The organism is Janthinobacterium sp. BJB426 (genome assembly GCF_002735705.1).
Classification (GTDB): Bacteria; Pseudomonadota; Gammaproteobacteria; order Burkholderiales; family Burkholderiaceae_D; genus Janthinobacterium.
On sequence record NZ_PDZL01000005.1, the window covers coordinates 223,739 to 244,038 of the forward strand.

At 64.6% G+C, this 20,300-nt stretch carries 14 protein-coding genes and 1 pseudogene; 3 read left to right on the plus strand and 12 right to left on the minus strand.

The features are described from left to right. Nucleotides 1-76 precede the first annotated feature (76 nt). Nucleotides 77-2,524, plus strand: coding sequence for a TonB-dependent siderophore receptor (locus CSQ93_RS10980; RefSeq protein WP_099378064.1), 2,448 nt, complete (start codon nt 77-79; stop codon nt 2,522-2,524). On the opposite strand, the gene CSQ93_RS10985 is transcribed toward CSQ93_RS10980, so the two are convergent. Further along, on the minus strand, nt 2,515-4,329 hold the full coding sequence (locus CSQ93_RS10985) for a putative bifunctional diguanylate cyclase/phosphodiesterase (RefSeq protein ID WP_199534350.1): 1,815 nt from the start codon (nt 4,327-4,329) through the stop codon (nt 2,515-2,517). The genes CSQ93_RS10980 and CSQ93_RS10985 overlap by 10 nt on opposite strands. A gap of 406 nt (nt 4,330-4,735) precedes the next feature. Here CSQ93_RS10985 and CSQ93_RS10990 point away from each other — a divergent pair, with 406 nt between their 5' ends. Next, nucleotides 4,736-6,901, plus strand: coding sequence for a TonB-dependent siderophore receptor (locus CSQ93_RS10990; protein WP_099378065.1), 2,166 nt, complete (start codon nt 4,736-4,738; stop codon nt 6,899-6,901). On the opposite strand, the gene CSQ93_RS10995 is transcribed toward CSQ93_RS10990, so the two are convergent. The 11 genes and pseudogenes from CSQ93_RS10995 to CSQ93_RS11045 form a co-directional block, all read right to left on the minus strand. Then, complete coding sequence (locus CSQ93_RS10995; RefSeq protein WP_099378066.1) at nt 6,898-8,523, minus strand: methyl-accepting chemotaxis protein; 1,626 nt, start codon at nt 8,521-8,523, stop codon at nt 6,898-6,900. The genes CSQ93_RS10990 and CSQ93_RS10995 overlap by 4 nt on opposite strands. Nucleotides 8,524-8,693: 170 nt before the next feature. Continuing rightward, the gene (xylB, locus tag CSQ93_RS11000) at nt 8,694-10,172 is read right to left on the minus strand and encodes a xylulokinase (RefSeq protein ID WP_099378067.1); all 1,479 of its coding nucleotides are present in this window, start codon (nt 10,170-10,172) and stop codon (nt 8,694-8,696) included. A 17-nt stretch (nt 10,173-10,189) separates the two neighbouring features. After that, nucleotides 10,190-11,080 (minus strand): AraC family transcriptional regulator, encoded by an 891-nt coding sequence (locus tag CSQ93_RS11005; protein WP_099378068.1) that lies wholly within the window; start codon nt 11,078-11,080, stop codon nt 10,190-10,192. 69 nt (nt 11,081-11,149) lie between these two features. Continuing rightward, a pseudogene (locus CSQ93_RS11010) lies at nt 11,150-12,238 on the minus strand (ABC transporter ATP-binding protein); the annotation flags it as partial. 2 nt (nt 12,239-12,240) lie between these two features. After that, a complete protein-coding gene (locus CSQ93_RS11015; protein WP_099378070.1) occupies nt 12,241-13,281 on the minus strand; it encodes an NAD(P)-dependent alcohol dehydrogenase in 1,041 nt (346 codons plus the stop codon). A gap of 12 nt (nt 13,282-13,293) precedes the next feature. Further along, on the minus strand, nt 13,294-14,112 hold the full coding sequence (locus CSQ93_RS11020; protein WP_416208725.1) for a carbohydrate ABC transporter permease: 819 nt from the start codon (nt 14,110-14,112) through the stop codon (nt 13,294-13,296). A gap of 134 nt (nt 14,113-14,246) precedes the next feature. Continuing rightward, the gene (locus CSQ93_RS11025; RefSeq protein ID WP_099378189.1) at nt 14,247-15,137 is read right to left on the minus strand and encodes a carbohydrate ABC transporter permease; all 891 of its coding nucleotides are present in this window, start codon (nt 15,135-15,137) and stop codon (nt 14,247-14,249) included. Between the two features lie 120 nt (nt 15,138-15,257). Next, nucleotides 15,258-16,529, minus strand: coding sequence for an ABC transporter substrate-binding protein (locus CSQ93_RS11030; RefSeq protein WP_099378072.1), 1,272 nt, complete (start codon nt 16,527-16,529; stop codon nt 15,258-15,260). Between the two features lie 136 nt (nt 16,530-16,665). Then, the gene (locus tag CSQ93_RS11035) at nt 16,666-17,208 is read right to left on the minus strand and encodes a GNAT family N-acetyltransferase (RefSeq protein ID WP_099378073.1); all 543 of its coding nucleotides are present in this window, start codon (nt 17,206-17,208) and stop codon (nt 16,666-16,668) included. Continuing rightward, on the minus strand, nt 17,205-17,723 hold the full coding sequence (locus CSQ93_RS11040) for a GNAT family N-acetyltransferase (protein ID WP_099378074.1): 519 nt from the start codon (nt 17,721-17,723) through the stop codon (nt 17,205-17,207). The genes CSQ93_RS11035 and CSQ93_RS11040 overlap by 4 nt, the downstream gene beginning before the upstream one ends. A gap of 36 nt (nt 17,724-17,759) precedes the next feature. After that, on the minus strand, nt 17,760-19,034 hold the full coding sequence (locus CSQ93_RS11045) for an amidohydrolase family protein (RefSeq protein WP_099378075.1): 1,275 nt from the start codon (nt 19,032-19,034) through the stop codon (nt 17,760-17,762). A gap of 391 nt (nt 19,035-19,425) precedes the next feature. On the opposite strand from CSQ93_RS11045, the gene CSQ93_RS11050 reads away from it, so the two are divergent. Further along, nucleotides 19,426-20,283 carry a phasin family protein gene (locus tag CSQ93_RS11050; RefSeq protein WP_099378076.1) on the plus strand — a complete coding sequence of 286 codons (858 nt, stop codon included), beginning with the start codon at nt 19,426-19,428 and terminating at the stop codon, nt 20,281-20,283. Nucleotides 20,284-20,300: the final 17 nt, after the last annotated feature.

Genomic DNA, 20,300 nt, shown 5'->3' on the forward strand with positions numbered 1-20,300 from the left:
ATTAAGAATTGGCCCTTTTTTTCGCCGTGACCTGTCCTGACGGTATTACAACGACACTTACCGGAAAGGCCAGACCATGCAACCACCCCGTTTGACTCCCCTCGCGCGCGCCATCGGCAGCGCCGTGATCCTGCTGTCGCTGTCGCAGGCGCCGGCCATGGCCGCCGATGCCACCGTGCCAGCCACCGCGCAAACGGCCTTCCACGTGCCGGCGGGCGACCTGTCCGCCGCCATCGCCGGCTTTGCCATCGAGGCCAAGGTGAGCGTGGGCGCGGCGGCCGAACTGCTGCAAGGCGTGCGCACGCCGGGCTTGAGTGGCAGCTACACGGTGCCGCAGGCGCTGGCCCGCCTGCTGGCAGGCACGGGCCTCGACGCACTGCCCAGCGGGGAACGCAGCTACGTGCTGCGCAAGGCAGGCACGGCATCGCCCGCCGCGCCGATTGCCGCGACCTTGGGCGAAGTGGCCGTCAGTTCCAGCGCCCTGCGCGACGGCACCACGGAAGGCAAGCGCGGCTACGCGGGCCTGACCAGCGCCACGCGCCTGAACCTGTCGCTGCGCGAAACACCGCAAGCCGTCAGCGTCATCACGCGCCAGCAGATCGAGGACCAGGGCTTGCGCACCTTGCAGGACGTGCTGGTGCAGGCGCCCGGCATCACGGTCGACCATTCCTCGAGCACGCGCGAATACGACCAGGTGTTTTCACGCGGCTTCGAAGTCACCTCGTACATGTTCGACGGCATCCCGACCAGCAAGAGCCTGGAAGCGCGCACCTACGACATGGCCATCTACGATCGCGTCGAAATCATCCGCGGCGCCACTGGCCTGATCAGCGGCACGGGCAGCCCGTCGGCCGCCGTCAACCTGGTGCGCAAACGTCCGGGCCGCAGCTTTGCCGCCACGGCCGGCGCGCAGCTCGGTTCGTGGGACCGCTACCGCATCGAAGGCGATGTCTCGACGCCCTTGACGGCGGACGGCAAGGTGCGTGCGCGCCTCGTCGCAGCGCATGAAGACCAGCGCTCGTTCATCGACCGCTACCAGCAGAAAAAGGATGTGCTGTACGCCATCGTCGAAGCGGACCTGACGCCATCGACGGTGCTTGGCGCCGGCATCAACTACCAGCAGGAAAAGCTGAAAGGCGCGGGGCGTGAATTTCCCATGTTCTACGCCGACGGCTCGCAGACGCATTTCCCCCGCTCGATGAACGGCACGGCGGCGTGGAGCACGTATGACCGCGAACAGAGCATGCTGTTCGCCACGCTCGACCATTATTTCGACAATGACTGGATCGCCAGGGTGGCCGTCAGCCGCAGCAGCAACCAGTACGACGCCTTGCAGGGCTTTTCCGGCGACGGCTACCCGGACCGCGTGACGGGCGGCGGCATGAAGCTGTGGCTGGCCAACTGGCACAGCAAGCCGCAACAGACCTCGCTCGACGCCTATGTCAGTGGCCCGTTCCAGGCCTTCGGCCGCCAGCACGAACTGGTGCTGGGCGTGAGCGCTTCGGAACTCAAGACGAATAGCCCCGTCTATCCGAACTGGCGCCTCGATGGCTATGACCATACGGTGCCCGATATTCACGCCTGGAACGGCGCCATGCCGGTGCCCGACTACAGCGGCACGCGCCGGGGCAGCTCGTACGACAAGGAGCGCGAAAGCGGCCTGTATTCGACCTTGCGCCTGCGCCCGACGGACGCGCTGTCGGTGATTTTTGGCGCGCGCCTGTCGTACTGGAAGCGCGACATTCGCAGCGATTTTTTCAACGGCACGGACCTGTATGACGCCATGCGCGAAAACGGCAAGATCACGCCATATGCGGGCCTGGTCTACGACCTGGGCCGGCACTGGTCGGCCTATGCCAGCTACACCAGCATCTTCACGCCGCAAAGCCAGCGCGACGTCAACAGCCACTTCCTGGCGCCGCTGGAGGGCAAGAACTACGAAGTGGGCGCGAAGGGCGAATTCTTCGGCGGCAAGCTCACCACCAGCGCCGCGCTCTTCCAGCTGAAGCAGGAAAACCTGGCCGAAGCCGATCCGGGTAATGTCTGGATCATCGGCACGGGCGGCGGCTCCTACGCCTACCACACGGTCAAGGGTGCCACCACGCGCGGCTTCGAGGCGGAAGTGTCGGGCCAGCTGCGCCCCGACTGGCAACTGACGGCCAGCTATGCCTATAGCCGCATCCGCAATGCCGCCGGCGCACGCATCCAGACCAACCAGCCGCAAAGCATGGCCAAGCTGTGGACCACCTGGCGCCTGGCGCAAGGTGTGCCGGGCCTGGTGCTGGGCGGCGGCGTGAACTGGCAGAGCGATATCTACACGGACGACCGCGGACCGAACGGCGAACGCTTCGCGCAGAAGGCATATGCGGTGGCGGGACTCATGGCGCAGTACCAGGTCAGCAAGCAACTGCTGGCGACCCTGAACGTCAACAATGTCTTCGACAAGCGCTACTACTCGACGGGCATGGGCGGCTACTACGGCGATCCGCGCAACGCCATGCTGTCGCTGCGCTATCAGTTCTGAACGGCTTCGCTGCTTTTGAGCAGCGCCTCGATGCCCTCGGGCGCCATGGCGCGGCCCAGATAGTAGCCAAACGCCTCGTCGCAGCCCATCTCGGCCAGCAGTTCCAGCTGCTCGCCGCTTTCCACGCCGCCGGCGATGGTGCGCAGTCCCAAGGTGCGCGCCATCGCCACGATGGCGCGCACCATGGCGCCGTCGCCGCCCGGCTTGCCCACGTCGTCGACAAAACACTTTTCAATCTTGACGGCATCCGTGGGAAAGCGTTTCAGGTAGTTGAGCGAAGCGTCGCCCGTGCCGAAATCGCTGATGGCGATCGCCATGCCCAGCTGGCGGAACTGGCGCAGTATCAGTTCGCAGTTCTGGTTGCGGTCGATCAGAATACCGGCAGCGATTTCCAGTTCGATGCAATGCCCCGGCACGCCGGCCGCCTCCAGCGCGGCGCCGAAATTGCGTGCGATATCGCGCTGGTAGAACTGGCGCGCCGACAGGCTGACGGACACCGTCAGCCTCTGCCCCTGCGCAATCCATCTGCGTGCCTGTTCCACCGCCGTGGCCATCACCCACGCTCCCACCGGCAGGATCAGGGCGCTTTCTTCCAGCACCGGCAGGAAATCGAGCGGCATCATCAGGCCCAGCTCCGGGTGCTTCCAGCGCAGCAGTGCCTTCACGCCCGTGATCGTGCGCGTCCTCAAGTCCATGCGCGGCTGGTAATACAACGCGAACTCGTTGCGTTCGAGCGCGTGGCGCAAGGCCGTCTCGAGGATGGTGCGCGAATACGACTGCGTCTGCATGCGCGGCGCGTAGCGCAGGCAGGTACCGGGCGCGTGGCGCTTGGCCGCATACATGGCCAGGTCGGCCTTTTCGATCAGCGCATTGACGTCGTCGTCGTCGTCCGGGTACAGGGCCACGCCCACGCTGGCCGCCACCGACAGGCTGTATTCGCCAATGACGAAGGGGGCGGCGATGGCGCCGACGATTTTCTCGGCCACCCGCTCGGCATCGTGCGCCGTGCGCAGTTCCGTCAGCAGGATGATGAATTCGTCGCCGCCCTGGCGCGCCACCGTGTCGACCTTGCGCACGCACTGCTGCACCCGGCGCGCGAACTCCGTCAGCACCTGGTCACCCACGTCGTGCCCCAGGCTGTCGTTAATGGATTTGAAGCGGTCGATGTCGACAAACAGCACGGCCAGCAAGGCCTGGTGGCGGCGCGCGTAGGCGATGCCGTGCTCGAAGCGGATCTGGAAATGCAAACGGTTCGGCAGACCCGTCAAACCGTCATGGTGGGCGATGAATTCCAGCTGCTGCTCGGCGCGCCGGCGCGCCGACACATCGTGCAGCAGCAGCACCGCGCCGCCCTGCGCCAGCGGCGCGCAGCTGTACTGCACGTCGATGCGCTTGCCGTCAAGGTGGCGCAGCAGAACGGCGCCGCGCGCCACTTCCAGCACTTCCTGCTGCGCCACGCACTCGCGCACCTGGCGCGCCGCATCGACGGGCGTGCCGTCATGGAACAGGGGCAGCAGCTGCGTCACGGGCTGGCCCAGGCCATCGTCGCCCAGCAGCCCGCCCATGGCGCTGGCGCGGGGATTCAGATAGCGCACCACGCCAGCGTGGTCGGTGCCGACGACGGCCGCCGGCAATGCGTGCAGCAGCGCCAGCGCCTCTGCCATGCGCTGCGCCTGCGCCGCCTGCAGCACCACGCCCGTCGTATGGCGCAAGCGCCACGTGCGCGCCGCCTGCCACTGGCAGGCCAGCAGCACGCTCAGCATCACGGCGAGGGTCAGGCACAGCGCCAGCAGCAGCGCCATCATGCGTCACCCGTCAGGCAAGAGATGGAAGACATGCTTTTCCTTTGCAACGCGCGCCATGCGGCCGGGCGCAGAACCATGCGGAAAGGAAATAGTATAAGAATTTCGGCGCGATATTTGCCTGATCGGGCGCCGCTTGACTGGTGTCAATCACGGCGAGGCGTGATCACTGTTGCAATCCTCCCACAGACAATCTCACCAATTATTGCAACAATTGCTGCGTCGCACTAAAATGAGAATGATTCTCATTATTGAGATTCACTCCATTCATCTGAGTCCCTGCGCCCAGGCCAGGACAGCAGCGGCATGGCCAGGCAAGCCAGGCGCAACACTCCCCCAGCGACGCATATTGTGAAACAGGCATCCGCCTGCTTCATCCACCACATCATCGCGACACCGGGAGCAGTCAATGACAAACCACAGCGCACAGCGAAAGGCCGCCGCATTGGCGCCGACCCTCACGGCCGCGGCCATTCTCGGCACCTTGGGTGCACCGGCCCACGGCCAGGCGCAGCAGCAGGAACAGAATCTGCCCGAGGTGCGCGTCAACGCGCAGGCCGCCTCCGCCACCACCGAAGGCAGCGGCTCCTACACCAGCGGCAGCATGACCGCGGCCACACGCCTGAACCTGTCCGTGCGCGAGACGCCGCAATCGGTCAGCGTCGTCACACGCCAGCAAATGGACGACATGAATATCCGCTCGGTCGAGGACATCGCCAATATCACGCCGGGTCTGAGCCTGAACAAGGGCGCCACCGAGCGCGCCAGCTTTTATTCGCGCGGTTTCTCGATCAGCAATTTCACGGAAGACGGTCTGACCATGTCGGCCGACGGCGACACCCTGGGTTTCGCCACCCTGGCCATGTACGACCGGGTCGAAATCCTGCGCGGCGCCGCCGGCATGATGAATGGCGTGGGCAACCCGTCGGGCACGATGAATTTCGTGCGCAAGCGCCCTACGGCGGAGAACGAAGTGTCGCTCACGGGCAGCATCGGCCGCTACCACGACTACCGCGGCGAAGTCGATGCGCGCGGCGCGCTGAACCAGGCGGGCAGCCTGCGCGGGCGCGCCGTGGCCGCCTACCAGGATACCGACACGTTCATCTCGAACTACCGCCACAAGCGCGCCCTGCTCTACGCCACCGCCGATGCCGACCTGTCGCGCGACACGACCCTGAGCGTGGGCTTCCACGTCAACGACGAGCGTAATCCCGGCTCCACGTGGTACGGTTTGCCGACGGCGCTCGATGGCAGTTTCCTGCCGCTCGACCGCTCGGCCAGCAACGCGCCCGACTGGACCTTCTGGAACAAGAAAAACACGCGCCTGTTCGCCGAACTCGAACACCGGTTGGGCAACGGCTGGAAGGTCAAACTGGCGGCGCAGGCACTGCAGGACGAACTCGACTCCGTCGTCACGGGCATCGCCCGCGTACCGAAAACAAATCTGTTCCGCCTCAGCGCGGCCAACGCCTTTGTCTACGACCGCCAGCAACGCATTGTCGATGCGCAGGCAGCCGGTCCTTTCAGCCTGCTGGGCCGCCGCCATGAAATCGTCTTCGGCGCCAGCTACCGCACGCGCGATACCGAGGACAAGGGCTACAAGTCGGTGCCCGACTACAGCTACACCTTCAACCCCGTGAACTGGGATACGGGCGCGCCTGTGAAACCGGCAATAGGTACCTTCTACTATGGCCAGGACAGCAAGACGAAACAGACGGGCGTCTACACGACGGCCCGCTTCAGCCTGGCCGATCCGCTGGCCCTGCTGGTGGGAGGCCGCGTCGACTGGTACGACTACCGCGCCATCAATACGTTTACGGGTGCACGCTCCGGCTACAAGGTGAGCCGGGAAGTCACGCCATATGCGGGCCTGGTGTACGACATCGACACCCGCCATTCGCTGTACGGCAGCTGGACCAGCATCTTCAATCCGCAGAGCGCCGTCGACAGGAATGGCGTGCTGCTCGACCCCGTCACGGGCATCAACATGGAAGCGGGCGTGAAGGGCGAATACTTCGGCGGCGCGCTGAACGCCTCGGCGGCCGTGTTCCGCATCGTGCAAAAGAACCTGGCGACAGCCCTGCCGCTGACGCAGTGCGGCCCCGGCCTGCTGTCGTGCTCCGAGGCGGCCGGTGAAGTACGCAGCGATGGATTCGAGCTGAGCGTGTCCGGCGCGTTGACGCCGCGCTGGCAGATGAGCGCGGGCTTTACCTACAACACGGCCGAGTACGCCAAGGCACAAGGCAGCAATGCCGCAGGCGCGCGTTATGCGGCCGAGCGCCCCAGCCGCCTGTTGCGCCTGTCCACCAGCTATCGCCTGTCCGATGCGTGGCGCATCGGCGGCGCACTGCGGGCGCAGAACCAGATCTACAAGACCAACAGCGCCATCCGCCAGGGCGGCTACGCGGTGGCCGACCTGAACGCGGGCTGGCAAGTGAACCGCCAGCTCGACGTGCGCCTGAGCGTAACCAACGTCTTCGACCGCAGCTACTACCAGGCCATCAGCAGCATCGACAGCGGCAATGCATTCGGCGATCCGCGCAGCGCCGTGCTGACGGCGAAGTACACGTTCTAAGCCAGCGCCAGCCGGCCCGGTTTCAGTTCCGCATGCGGCGCCAGTGCCGGCGCAGCATGCAGCTTGAAGATGCTGACGGCGTCGGCCAGGCTGGCCGCCTGCTGCTGCAGCGCGTCCGCGGCGGCGGCGGCCTGCTCCACCAGGGCCGCGTTCTGCTGCGTCACGCCATCCATCTGGCTGATGGCGATGCTGATCTGCTCGATGCCGTCGCGCTGCTCCACGCTAGCCACGGCGATTTCGCCGATGATGGCGTTCACGCGCTGCACGCTGCTCACCACGTCGTCCATCGTGCGCCCCGCCTGGCCAGCCAGCACGCTGCCCTCTTCCACCGTGCGCACGGATGCGCCGATCAACTGCTTGATTTCCATGGCCGCCGCGCTTGACCTCTGCGCCAGGTTGCGCACTTCCGTCGCCACGACGGCAAAGCCGCGTCCCTGCTCGCCCGCGCGCGCCGCTTCCACGGCCGCATTCAGGGCCAGGATATTCGTCTGGAAGGCGATGCCGTCGATGACGGCGATGATGTCGACGATGCGCTTTGACGAGGCATTGATATGGCTCATGGTCTGCACCACCTGCGCCACGGCCTCGCCACCGCGCTGCGCCACGTCGGCCGCGCCGCCGGCCACCTGGCGCGCCTGGTCCGCGTTGTCGTTATTCTGCCGCACGGTGGACGTCAGCTCGATCATCGAGGCGGCCGTCTCTTCCAGCGAGCTGGCTTGCTCCTCCGTGCGCGACGACAGGTCCATATTGCCGCTGGCGATTTCAGCGGACGCCGTGGCGATGGCATCCGTGCCGGCGCGCACCCGTCCCACGATGGCGGCCAGGTTGCCGCTCATCGCTTTCAAGGCGCGCAGCAGGTCGCCGATTTCATCGCGGCTGCCATCGGCCACCACGGCGCGCAAGTCGCCGGCCGCCACTTGCTGGGCAATGCCGACGGCCGCGCCCAGCGGCACCGTGATACTGCGGATCAGCCACCACACGGTGACAGTACCGACGACCAGGGTCACCAGCACGGTGGCCAGCATGGCGATGCTGGCGCTGCGGTGCGCGGCCGCGTCCTGCTCCTTCATCTGCGTCATCAGGGCGTGCGACTGCTTGCCGATGGCCGCGACGATGGCGTCGATCTGGCGCGTCGGTTCACGGTCCATGCCCTTGACCAGCGCATCGACAGTGTGGGCACTGTCGGCGCGCGCGCCATCAAACTTTTGCAGCGCCGCCAGGTAGCTCACGCCCAACGCGCCGTGCGCCTGCAGCGCATGCTCCACGGGTGTCGTGTCGAGCTGCAGCGCGGCCATCATCGCCTGCAGGCTTTTCAATTCCTTGCGCGTCTGCGCGCCGCTGGCGACAAACGCATCGCGGTAACGCTGGAAGGCGGCCGCATCGCCGCCGCGCAGCAGGATGTTTTTCCATTCCTGCACCTGGATCTTGAATTCCACTTGCGCGCTGCGCGCCGCGTCGACCGCCTCCGTCAGGGCGACGGAACGCTGCATGGCGTCCGCGCTGCGCGCACTGGCCGCGTCGAGCGCGCTCCAGCCACGCGCGCCAACGAACACCAGCGCAAGAAAAAAGAAGGCGCCCAACAGACCCAGGCGGATGGAGATTTTCAGATTCGCAAGTTGCATGTATTTCTCCCGGCAGCAAGAACAGGATGGCAACAAAGGCGCCACCAAAACTATCCAATTCTCACCAAATGGGGAAATCATGGGGCGCGCCCCGCGAAAAACCAAGCAGCGCTTTCGCTAGAGAAACACTTTCAACATAGAAACAACAAATTACAAGTAAAAGTTAACTGTCAAGCCACGCCTTCGCCTGGCGCGCCGGCAAACTCCGCGCGCAGCAGCGGATACAGCCGCCGGTAGCGCCCCAGGCGGTCGTCCAGCACGGCAGACGCTTGCGGCGCGATTGTCTCCTGCACGGGCGGGCGCGTGCACACCTGCGCGGGCGGCAAGCCCGTCACCGCCATCTGCGCCAGGCGTGCGGCGCCCATGGTGCCGCCAGCCACGCCGTGGTCGTGGCGCAGCACGTTCAAGCCCGAGGCATTCGCGCACAGCTGCGCCCAGAAGCGGCTGCGCGAACCGCCGCCCACGAACGACGCTTCTTCCAGATGCGTGCCGGCGCTGCGCAGGGCCGCATTGCCGTCGGCCATGGCAAAGGCCACGCCTTCCATCACGCTGTAGGCGAGTTCCGCGCGCCCGTGTTCCGTCGACAAACCGAAGAACACCCCGCGCGCGCAGGCATCGTTATGCGGCGTGCGTTCGCCGCTCAAATACGGCAGGAAGATGGGCGCCGTGCGCGCCTCGACGCTTTCCGCCAGCTTTACCAATTCGCCGATATCGGACGACTGCGTCAGCCGCGCCACCCAGCTGAGGCTGGACGCGGCGCTGAGAATCACGCTCATCTGGTGCCAGCGCTCGGGCAGGCAATGGCAGAACGCGTGCACGCCCTGGCCTGGATTCGGCGCAAAACCGTCGCTGCCGGCGAACAGCACGCCGGACGTGCCCAGCGACAGCAGGCCGGCGCCCGGCTCCACCACACCCAGGCCCACGGCGGCGGCAGCATTATCTCCCGCGCCGCCGGCCAGCAGCACCGTGTGCGCGATGCCCCACTCCTGGCACAGCGACGGGCGCACCTGCGCGGCGGCGGCGCTGCCTTCGACCAGGCGCGGCATGTGCTCGCGCGACAGGCCGGTGGCCGCCAGCATGCGCTCGGACCAGTCGCGTTTGGCCACGTCCAGCCACAGGGTGCCGGAAGCGTCGGACATGTCGGACACATACTCGCCCGTCAGGCGCAGCGCCACGTAATCCTTGGGCAGCAAGACCTTGGCCGTGGCACGGAACAGCGAAGGCTCGTACTTTTGCAGCCACAGCAGCTTGGGCGCCGTGAAACCCGGCATGGCCTGGTTGCCCGTGATGGCGCGCGACTCTGGCACCAGCGCCTCGAGTTCCACGCATTCGGCAAAGGCGCGCGTGTCATTCCACAGGATGGCCGCGCGCAGCACGTGCTGCTGCTTGTCGAGCAGGGTCGCGCCATGCATCTGGCCCGACAGGGCGATGCCGCGCAAGCCGGAAAACGCCACCGGCTGGGCGGCGCGGATGGCCGCGATGACGTCCAGGGTGGCGTGCCACCAGTCCTCGGGATTCTGTTCCGACCAGCCGGGATGGGGACTGGACACGCGCAAGGCCACGCCGGCGCTGGCAAGGATGGCCTGGGCGTCATCGGTGAGGATGGCCTTGACTTCGGAAGTGCCGATATCGATACCGAGATATGTCATTTGATTCCAGAATAAAGTTAAGAATGGCCGTCGCCTGACGGCTCGGGCATGTTCATCAGCAGGCAGGAGCGGAATTTCGACGGCGACATCTGCTTGTGGGCCAAAAACTGGCGGTTGAAATTGGAGAGGTTGTTGAAGCCCGTGCGGTAGCAGATATCGGTGACCTTCATGTCCGTGTTCATCAGCAGCTCGCAGGCCAGCGCGATGCGCTCCTGGTTGACGTATTGAATGAACGAGGTGCCCGTATGCTTGCGGAAGAAGCGCGTGAATTTCAAGGTATTCATTTCCGCCACGTCGGCCACGTCCTGCTCGCAAAAATCGAGCGTGATGTTCTGCTTGATATAAGCCAGCACCAGGTTGATGGTCGACGACATGTAGCGGCCCGCCTGCGCCAGGTAGGTGACGCTGGCCAGCGGGCGCCGCTCGCGGCAGTCGCACAGCTCGCCGAACAGGCGCGTAAACAGTTCGACGCGGCGCAAGCCCTGCGCCGTCGTCAATTCCTTCATCAGCGGCACCAGGCGCAGGCCCAGCGCATCGGGAAATTGCAGACCCCTGCCTGCCTCGCCCAGCAGGGCTTTCAGGGGCGCCATTTCCGGGAACAGCAGCGCGCAGCGTTCGATGAAGTCGCTGGAAAACTGCAGCACCAGGTCGCGCTCGGGCAGGACCACGCCTTCCGGCAGTTCGCTGACCCAGTTATGCGGCAGGTTCGGCCCCGTCAGGATCAGATTGCCCGCCCCGTAACTGCCGATATGGTCGCCGATAAAAAATTTGCCATTCGATGTAATGATGAAGTGCAGTTCATACTCGGGATGAAAATGCCATTTCGCCACGGTGTGCGGAAAGCCGTGCGCCCACGCGCGAAACGATTCGTGGATCGGTTTGTGGATCAGTTCCAGGTCAGGCGTCACGGCAGTTCCCTTGCACGGTCTTGGTCACCCTATTCTAACCACTTACTGACCACCGGGCGCCACGGCCAGCCCGCTGTCGGCGTCGAACAGATGCATGTGCTCTTCGTCGAAGGCCAGCGCCAGGGTCTGCCCTACCTGCGCCGCGCTGTTGGCCGCATTTGCCGGCAGCAGGGCCGACAAGGTCAGGGCGCCGCACTGAAAGCTGATCAGCGCCTCCGCCCCCAGCAGCTCGACCAGGTCGATCGCGCACGCCAGGCCATGCGTGCCCGCTTGCTCCTGCGGCAGCGCCGCGCGCAAATGATTCGGGCGCAGGCCGAAGACCACGCGCGCACCCGCCTGCAACGCGGCGAAGCGGGGCGATATCAATGGCCAGCGGTAGCCGGCGCAGACGAGCACCGTCTGGCCGCCGTCTTTTTCGACGACGCCATCGATGAAGTTCATGGCCGGCGTGCCGATGAAGCCGGCCGCGAACAGGGTGCGCGGATGGTTGTACAGTTCCGCCGGCGTGCCGATCTGCTCGATATGTCCGCCCTTCATCAGCACCACCCTGTCGGCCAGGGTCATCGCCTCGAGCTGGTCGTGCGTGACGTACAAGGTGGTGGTGCGCAGGCGGCGGTGCAAGCGCTTGATGTCGGCGCGCAGCTGCGCGCGCAGCTTGGCGTCCAGGTTCGACAGCGGTTCATCGAACAGGAACACTTGCGGCGTCTTGATCATGGCGCGCGCAATGGCCGTGCGCTGCTGCTGGCCGCCCGACATGGCGCGCGGCTTGCGTTCCAGCAGGCTGTCCAGGCTGAGGATGGCCGCCACCTCGCGCACGCGGCGCTCGATCTCGTCGTGCGGCACCTTCAGGCGGCGCAGGCCGAAGGCGATATTATCATACACCGTCATGTGCGGGTACAGCGCGTAGTTCTGGAATACCATCGCCACGTTGCGCGCGCGCGGCGGCAAGTCGTTGACGACGGCGCCGCCGATCAGCAGCTCGCCGCCGCTGATGTCTTCCAGACCCGCGATCATGCGCAGCAGGGTCGACTTGCCGCAGCCCGATGGCCCCAGCAGGACGATGAACTCGCCGTCATCGATTTCCAGGTCGAACGGCTGCAGCACGGCCGTCTTCTCGTCATACGTCTTGTGCAGCTGCCTGCAAGTGATGTTTGCCATGATCAGTCTCCTGCCAGTTCAATCTGGATCTTGACGTCGCGCGGATGGCCCTTGGCCGCTTCTTCGAACGCCTGCACGCCATCGGCAAAGCCGAAGGTGCGCGAAATGAAAGGCTTGACGTCGATCTTGCCCGAGGCCAGCAAGGCGATGGCGCGCGGGAAGATGTTCGCGTAGCGGAACACCGATTCGATGCGCACTTCCTTGGCCTGGATGGCGACGATATCGAAAGGCACGTTCTCGGGCGGCATGCCGACCAGCACCAGGCAGCCGTTCGGGCACAGCAGCTCGACGATGTTGTCGTAGGCGCGCATGCTGCCGCTGGCCTCGAAAACGATGTCGGCGCCCCAGCCGTCCGTCAAGTCGCGCACCGTGTCCGCCAGACTGGCCCGGCGCACATCGACCGTGGTCACTGCCGGATTTCCGGCGAACAGGGCCAGTTTTTCCGGCACCAGGTCGGCCAGGATCACGCGCGAGCAGCCGCCCGCCAGCGCCGCCAGCGTGTTCATGGCGCCGATGGTGCCGGCGCCGATCACCACGGCCACGTCACCGGGCTTGATGGCCGCCTTTTTCGCCGCCTGCAAGCCAATGGCCAGCGGTTCGACGATGGCGCCTTCGCCGAAGCTGACGTTGTCGGGCAGCTTGAATGTGAACGAGGCCGGATGCACGACATATGGCGTGAGGCAACCGTGGATGGGCGGCGTGGCCCAAAAGCGCACGGCGGGATCGAGGTTGTACAGGCCGCGCATGGTGGCGGGAGAATCGAACTGCGGCACGCCCGGCTCCATGCAGACACGGTCGCCCACTTTCAGGTGCGTCACCTCCTCTCCCACTTCGGCCACGACGCCGGACGCCTCATGACCGAGCACCATCGGTGCTTCGACGGCGAAGGGACCGATCTTGCCATGCTTGAAGTAATGCACGTCGCTGCCGCAGATGCCCACGGTATGAATCTTGATTTTCACATCGCGCGGACCGACGGCGAGCGGCATGTCGATGTCGCGCAAGGTGATGGAATGCGCTTGTTCCAGTACGAGTGCTTGCATGATGAATTCCTTTTATTTGTGTTTGAGCATGGAGTTGAGCAGCCGTCCCAGGATGCCGACGAACAGCAGCGGCGGCAGCGCCAGCAGCACGGTGGAAGCGTTCACCACGCCCCACGGCACTTCCTGGCCCATCGACGTGAAGGCCGACGCCACCACGGGCAAGGTCATGCTTTTCGACGAGGTGAGCGCCAGCGCGATCATCAGTTCATTCCAGACCAGCACGAAGCTGAAGACGATGCCACCCATCAGGGTCTTCGACGCCACCGGCAGGGCCACGTGCCAGAACACCTGGTACGGGCCATAGCCGTCCAGCGCGGCCGCTTCCTCGATCTCTTTCGGGATGCGCGCAAACGCGGGAATCGACAGCCAGATGATGGTCGACAGGGTCACCAGCAGATACGTCACCACCATCGACAGGCGCGAGTCGTACAGACCCAGGTCGATCCAGATCGAGATCAGGGGAATGGCGACGGCGACGGGTGGCAAAAAACGCAGGGACAGCAGGAAGAACTGGATATCCTTCTTGGCCGGGACCGGATAGCGGGCGATCGCATACGCGGCCGGCACGCCCAGCACGGCGCCCAGCAACACGGCCACGCCGACGATGGCCACGCTGTTGCCCAGTCCCGTCAGCACTTCGGGGCTGGCCAGCACCTGTTTGTAGTTGGCCAGGGTCGGGCTGAAGAAAAAGCGCGGCACAGGCGTGACGATATCCATCAGCTCCTTGAAGGAATTGAGCACGGCCCACAGGATGGGGAACAGCGCCACCAGAATAATCACGGTGGTGATGGCGGTGGTGGTGATGGCGCTGGCACCGCCCGGGGTGCGCAGCACCCTAAGACACCTGACAAAACCGTTGCGAGCAGATGTGAGTTGTGGCTGAGAAGCGGAGCTGTGCGCATGCACAGTGAGCATCGGAGGCCGCAAATCGCGCTGCGCAGTAGGTTTGGTTAGGGTGTTCTTAGTCAGTTTTCCCATTTGGCGACCCGCTTCCAGAGTAAGGTGAAAATAACAGTCGTGGCCAGCATCATCAGCACGGCCATGCTGGACGCATACGACACCTTGCCCATCAGGCCGATGCCTTGCGCATACGCGTACATGTCCAGGGTTTCGGTGGAGATGCCGGGGCCGCCCTTGGTCATCACGTAGATCAGGTCGAACGAGCGCAGCGACTCGACCATCTTGATGAACACGAGGCTCATGATGGGCACCTTCAGCATCGGCAGCGCGATGTACGCATACACCTGGAGCGTGCTGGCGTAATCGAGGCGCGCCGCTTCCAGCGGTTCGCCGGGCAGGGTTTCCAGCAGCTTCAGGATCACGGCGCCGAAGAACAGGCCCCACTGCCAGATGTCGACCAGCGCCACCGCGTACAGGGCCGTGGCGGGATCGGACAGCAAGGCCGTGCCGCCCAGGCCCACGCATTCGAGCATCCAGTTGAGGATGCCCATCAGCGGTGAATACATGAACTTCCAGATGAAGGCGGCCGAGACGCGCGGCAGCAGCACGGGCACGATCAGCAGCAACGCGATGACGTCACGCGTGCGTCCCTTCACCTTCTCGAACAGGAACACGGCCAGCAGCACGCCGACGATCAGCGAGCCGGCCACGGTGACCACTTCCCAGATGGCCGACACCTGCACGGCATTGACGAATCGGCGGTCGCCGAACAGGCGGATAAAATTGGCAAAACCGACATACTCGCTGTCGCTGTAGCGCAGCACGCGGTTTTGCAGGGCCAGGTTGATGGCGGCGATGCTGGGCACCAGGCCCAGTATCAGCAGGACCAGCAGCGGCAGTGTCAGAAAGACTGCGGGCAGCCAGGTGTGGCGTTTTTTACGGATGGGGTGCGGCATGGCAATGGCTTTCAAACGTGAACAGGCGAGCGCTGGCTTTACCCCAAAAGCAAGAGCTGGGGTCAGACCCGCCGGGTCTGACCCCTGATTTAAGCTAACGGAGTCGTCGGCGATACGGGCTTACTGACGTTTCTTAGCCCGCTGCATCACTTCCGTCGCATACTCATTCGCTTCATCGAGCGCGCTTTGCACGTCGCCGCGCGTGCCCGTAAACACTTCCTCCAGCACCACGCCCAGGTTGTCGCCGATATCCGGCCACTCGGGACTAGGCCAGATGGTGACGCGCGAGACAGGCGTGGTGTCCGTCAGGCCCGCCTGGATCTGCGGCTTGACGTGCTTGCGGAAGTAGTCGCTGTTGATGGTGCTGGTGCGGTTGTAGTCGCTGAAGACGTTGTCCTTCAGGCGCGCCTGCTCCTGCTCCTTGCCCGTGGCGAAAGCGATGAACTTGCCGGCCGCCTGGCGCGTGCATTCATCCCTGGCGCCCGCGGCGGAGATGGCCAGGCCATGGCCGTAGGCGGCAGATGCCAGCGGCGCGGGCGGGCGCACATAGCCCACCTTGTCGACCACCGAGGATTTTTTCGGGTCTTCCATCCAGTCGGCGAAGGGTGTCGACTCGATCATGAAGGCCACCTTGCCCGACCTGAACGCTTCGAGCGCATTGCTCCAGTCGTAGGTGGCGCCGCCAGGCGGAGAATACTTGAACAGGTCGCGGTACAGGGTCGTCGCTTTGACTGCCTGCGGCGAATTGAAGGTGGGCACGCCATCCTTTTCCCACTTGCCGCCGGCGGCCAGCATGAACGGCGACCAGCGCCACACATTCATGCCCGAGCCGCGCTGGCCCCGCGCCGCCCAGCCGTACACATTCGGCGGGCTGTTCATTTTCTTGACGGCGGCGACCAGTTCGTCGAGCGTCTTCGGCACGGCGATGCCGGCCTTTTCCAGCAGGTCACGGCGGTAGAACAGGAAGTCGCTGCCGCCGATCAGGGGCGCGAAGTACGCCACGCCCCTGTACGAGGCGACGGCGCGGCGGCCCGGCAGGAAGTCGTCGTAGTCGGCCTCCTTGGGCAGGTATTTGAGCAGCGGGACGACCCAGCCTGCCGTGGCAAATTCGGCCACGTTGGCTTCATCGATGTAGTAGATCTGGTAGGAGCCGGCCTTGGTGGAGGCGTCGAGGCGGGCTTTCGAGCGGCGGTCGTTTTCGCCGAAATAGCTGATTTGTACCTTGGTGCCGCTTTTCTTTTCATACTCGGCAAGGGTCTTTTCCATCACCGTCAGACCCAGGCTTTTTTGCGCCAGCACCTTGAGCACGGGCACCGAGCAGCTTTGCGCCGAGGCGTCTGCGAACCCGGCGGACATGAGGGCGCCCCATGCAACAGCAGTCATGATTTTCATAACACGTCTCCATTTTTATAGTCCGGCGGTTTTCCACCGGTATGCCAACTATAAAAACAAAGACCGCGCGCCACCACTACAAAAGGCGCGGGTTTCTAAATACTTTTTTTCACTTCACTGATACGCATTTTCCGCCTCAATCCAGGCGAAAATCCTTGCGGTAGACATTCGTGTCCTTGCCATCGGGCGGCAGGCGCGAAAAACGCTCGAAGCGCAGGCCCAGCTTGTTGAGCAGATTGATCGACGTCTGGTTCTGCTGCGAAGTGATGCCGTACACGGTGGGCAGGCGCAGCACGTGCTGCGCATGGTGCATGATGGCGGCAGCCGCCTCCCAGGCATAGCCCTGGCCCCAATATGCGGGCAGCAGGGCGTAGCCGATATCGGGACCGGGCAGGCTGGCGCGCAGGATCAGGCCGCAGATGCCCATGGCGACGCCGTCGCCGCGCCGTTCGACGATGCAGAAGGCATAGCCATGCTGCCGAAACTGCGCTATCGCTCCCGTCTCCAGCGCCGCGCGGGCCGCCTCCACGGTGTGCAGGTTGCGCTGGCCGATATGGGCGATCCATGACGGCTCGTTGACCAGCGCCAGATAGAACGCCGCATCGTCGGGCGTGACGGTGCGCAGGCGCAAGCGGGGCGTATCGATGACGGTCATCGACTCTGTCGCGGCGCCGCTCATGCCGGCCACTGCATCGGATCGGTCAGCAGCTGGTACATCACGTAGGCGTCCACATAGCCCAGTTGCGCGTGGCGGTAAGCCAGCGGCAGGGTGGCGACGACCGTAAAGCCCAGCTTTTTCCACAGGGTGACGGCGGCAAGGTTGGTGCTGACGACAAAGTTGAACTGCATCGCCAGGTAGCCCGCGCGGCGCGCTTCTTCCATGCAGTGCACGCCCAGCAGGCGGCCCACGCCCACGCCCTGCGCGGCCGGATCGACCATGAACGAGGCATTGGCCACGTGCGATCCATGGCCCGGCTGGTTCGCCACCAGCTTGTACATGCCAAGCAGCCGCTCGCTGCCCATCACGGCGACAAAGCTTTGCACACCGGGGCCGAACCAGTAGGCATGGCATGCTTCGCGCGTCGTGTCGGCGGGGAAGGTATAGGTGTCGCCGGCGGCCACCAGGGTGTGGAAGATTTCCCACATGGCGTCGAAGTCGGCTTCGCTGGCCGGGCGGATGTCAATTTCTTTCAAGGCGGTGCTCCCGATAACAAGTGATGGCTGATTGTATCAGCGCCCCAGGCGGAAATTCACGCTATCGGGCCGCCCCGGCAGGTGCAGGCGCGATTGCGCACGGGGCGCCTCGCTGACGACTTTCCCGCGGCGCAGCACCAGGCGCCGCGCCGCGCGCAGGCGCAACGCTTCCACCGTGGAGCTGCTATCGAGGATTACCAGATCCGCATGGCAGCCGGGAGCGATGCCGTAGCCATCGAGGCCCAGGATGGTCGCCGGCGTCTGCGTCACGGCCAGGAAGCACTCGTGCATCGCTTGCTGGCCCGTCATCTGCGCCACGTGCAGCCCCATGTGCGCCACTTCCAGCATGTCGCCCGAACCGAGGCTGTACCACGGATCCATCACGCAGTCGTGGCCAAAGGCGACGGGAATGCCGACAGCCAGCATCTCGGGCACGCGCGTCATGCCGCGCCGCTTCGGATACGTATCGTGGCGCGCCTGCAGGGTGATGTTGATGAGGGGGTTGGCGATGGCCGCCACGCCCGCCTCGCGGATCAGCGGCAGGAGCTTGCTCACATAATAGTTGTCCATCGAATGCATCGATGTCAGGTGCGAACCCGTCACCCTGCCCTGCATGCCCAGGCGCTGGCTGTGGAAGGCCAGTGTTTCGATGTGGCGCGACAGCGGGTCGTCCGACTCGTCGCAATGCATGTCGACCATCAAGCCACGCTCGCAGGCAAATTCGCACAGCAGGCGCACGGATTCCGCGCCGTCGGCCATGGTGCGCTCGAAATGCGGGATGCCGCCCACCACGTCGACGCCCATGGCAATCGCGCGCTTCAGATTATCGAAGGCGCCGGGACTGCGCAGGATGCCATCCTGCGGAAAGGCCACCAGTTGCAGGTCAAGATACGGCGCCACCTGGCGTTTCACGTCGAGCAGCGCTTCGACGGCCAGCAGGCGCGGGTCGCAGATATCCACGTGCGAGCGGATGGCCAGCAAGCCGCGCGCCACGGCCCAGTCGCAATACTGCAGGGCGCGTTGCACCAGCGCGTCCTGCGTCAGTTGCGGTTTCAGCTCGCCCCACAGGGCGATGCCTTCGAGCAGGGTGCCAGACGCGTTCACGCGCGGCAAGCCGTAGCTGAGCGTGGCGTCCATGTGGAAGTGGGCGTCGACGAACGGCGGCGTGACCAGGTCGCCGGCGGCGTCGATCTCTTGCGCGCCCTGCACGGGCAAGACGGGGCCGACGGCGGCGATGCGACCACCCTCGATGGCGATATCGATGGCGCGGCGCCCGTCGGGCAGGCTGGCATTGCGGATGACAAGGTCCATGCGGACACTCCTTCGGTTGACTACGGTACCTGATGCTTCCAGTGCATTGTCCTCTTATCTTCCTCAAGGATGCTGCAGTGCAAGAATATAGTCACTGGCAAAAGCGTAGCCATAGATTTCATGACAACGCTTTGCGCGCGCGCAAACTTCCCGCAAATGCTGCCGGGCGCATGAATACAGCGAGCATGCAGAAAACACGCGGCGCACGCCCTTGAGAAAATAGCTTTCAACTAACTCGAATCACCGCTAGAATATTCATATTGCGTTGCATCATAAAAAGTCCATGATCAGCTTTTAGCGCGCTACCTACTTTACAAAACGCGGCCAACTCTGGTTTTCGGGATTTTGCAGAGCGTTTTGCCAGCATTTTAATCCGTACAAAGGAGTAAATATGTTCCCGCTTCCTGAACAAATTTCCAGTGCCGCCAAGTCGCAACTGGAAAACCAGCTGCAAATCTTCAGCACCCTCACCAGCAAAGTCTTTGAAAGCGCCGAGAAAATCATCGCGCTGAACCTGAACGCCGGCAAGGCCGCCATCTCGCACACGGCGGAAACGGCGCAGCACCTGCTGGAAACGCAGGACCCGCGCGACTTCTTCAGCTACAGCAGCAGCCAGGCGCAGCCGAATATCGAAAGCGTGCTGGCTTACAGCCGCCAGCTGTTCGGCATCGCCTCGAGCACCCAGGCTGAATTGCTAGCCTCGGCCAAGGCCCGCCTCGATGCGGCCGCCCCTGTTGCCGCCCCAGCTCCTGTCGCTGCCGCAGCCAAGCCAGCGCTGACCGCTGCGCCTGCTGTTGCACCAGCGCCTGCGCCAGCACCTGCCCCCGTTGCCGCCAAGCCTGCCGAAGTGGCCAAGCCTGTCGCCAAGGCAGCGCCCGCCCCCGCCCCTGTTGCAACGCCTGCCAAGGTTGCCGAGAAGGTTGCCGACAAGTCTGCAGTGAAAACGGCCGAAGCCAAGCCAGCCGCCAAGCCGGAAGCGGCCAAGTCCGCACCTGCCGCCGCACCTGCACCTGCGCCAGCGAAAGCCGCCGCGCCAGCACCGGCCAAGCCGGCAGCGAAACCATTTCCTGTCAGCAAACCGGTCGCCAAGCCGGCCAGCGCCGCCGGCAAGACCGTGGCCAAGGTTGCCGTAAAGCCGGCCCCTGCGCCAGCCGCCAAGCCGGCAGCCAAGGTTGCGCCCAAGAGCACGCCATCGAAACAGCTCGACATGCTGGGCGGAGGCAAAGGCAGCGGCAGCGGCCGCAAGTAAGCCTCGCGCACGCCACT

Coding starts and splice junctions, on each gene's coding strand:
- CSQ93_RS11050 (WP_099378076.1), top strand. CDS start 19,426: ATGTTCCCGCTTCCTGAACAAATTTCCAGTGCCGCCAAGTCGCAACTG.
- CSQ93_RS11045 (WP_099378075.1), bottom strand. CDS start 19,034: ATGGACCTTGTCATCCGCAATGCCAGCCTGCCCGACGGGCGCCGCGCC.
- CSQ93_RS11030 (WP_099378072.1), bottom strand. CDS start 16,529: ATGAAAATCATGACTGCTGTTGCATGGGGCGCCCTCATGTCCGCCGGG.
- CSQ93_RS10980 (WP_099378064.1), top strand. CDS start 77: ATGCAACCACCCCGTTTGACTCCCCTCGCGCGCGCCATCGGCAGCGCC.
- xylB (WP_099378067.1), bottom strand. CDS start 10,172: ATGACATATCTCGGTATCGATATCGGCACTTCCGAAGTCAAGGCCATC.
- CSQ93_RS11025 (WP_099378189.1), bottom strand. CDS start 15,137: ATGCCGCACCCCATCCGTAAAAAACGCCACACCTGGCTGCCCGCAGTC.
- CSQ93_RS10990 (WP_099378065.1), top strand. CDS start 4,736: ATGACAAACCACAGCGCACAGCGAAAGGCCGCCGCATTGGCGCCGACC.
- CSQ93_RS11015 (WP_099378070.1), bottom strand. CDS start 13,281: ATGCAAGCACTCGTACTGGAACAAGCGCATTCCATCACCTTGCGCGAC.
- CSQ93_RS11035 (WP_099378073.1), bottom strand. CDS start 17,208: ATGAGCGGCGCCGCGACAGAGTCGATGACCGTCATCGATACGCCCCGC.
- CSQ93_RS10995 (WP_099378066.1), bottom strand. CDS start 8,523: ATGCAACTTGCGAATCTGAAAATCTCCATCCGCCTGGGTCTGTTGGGC.
- CSQ93_RS10985 (WP_199534350.1), bottom strand. CDS start 4,329: ATGATGGCGCTGCTGCTGGCGCTGTGCCTGACCCTCGCCGTGATGCTG.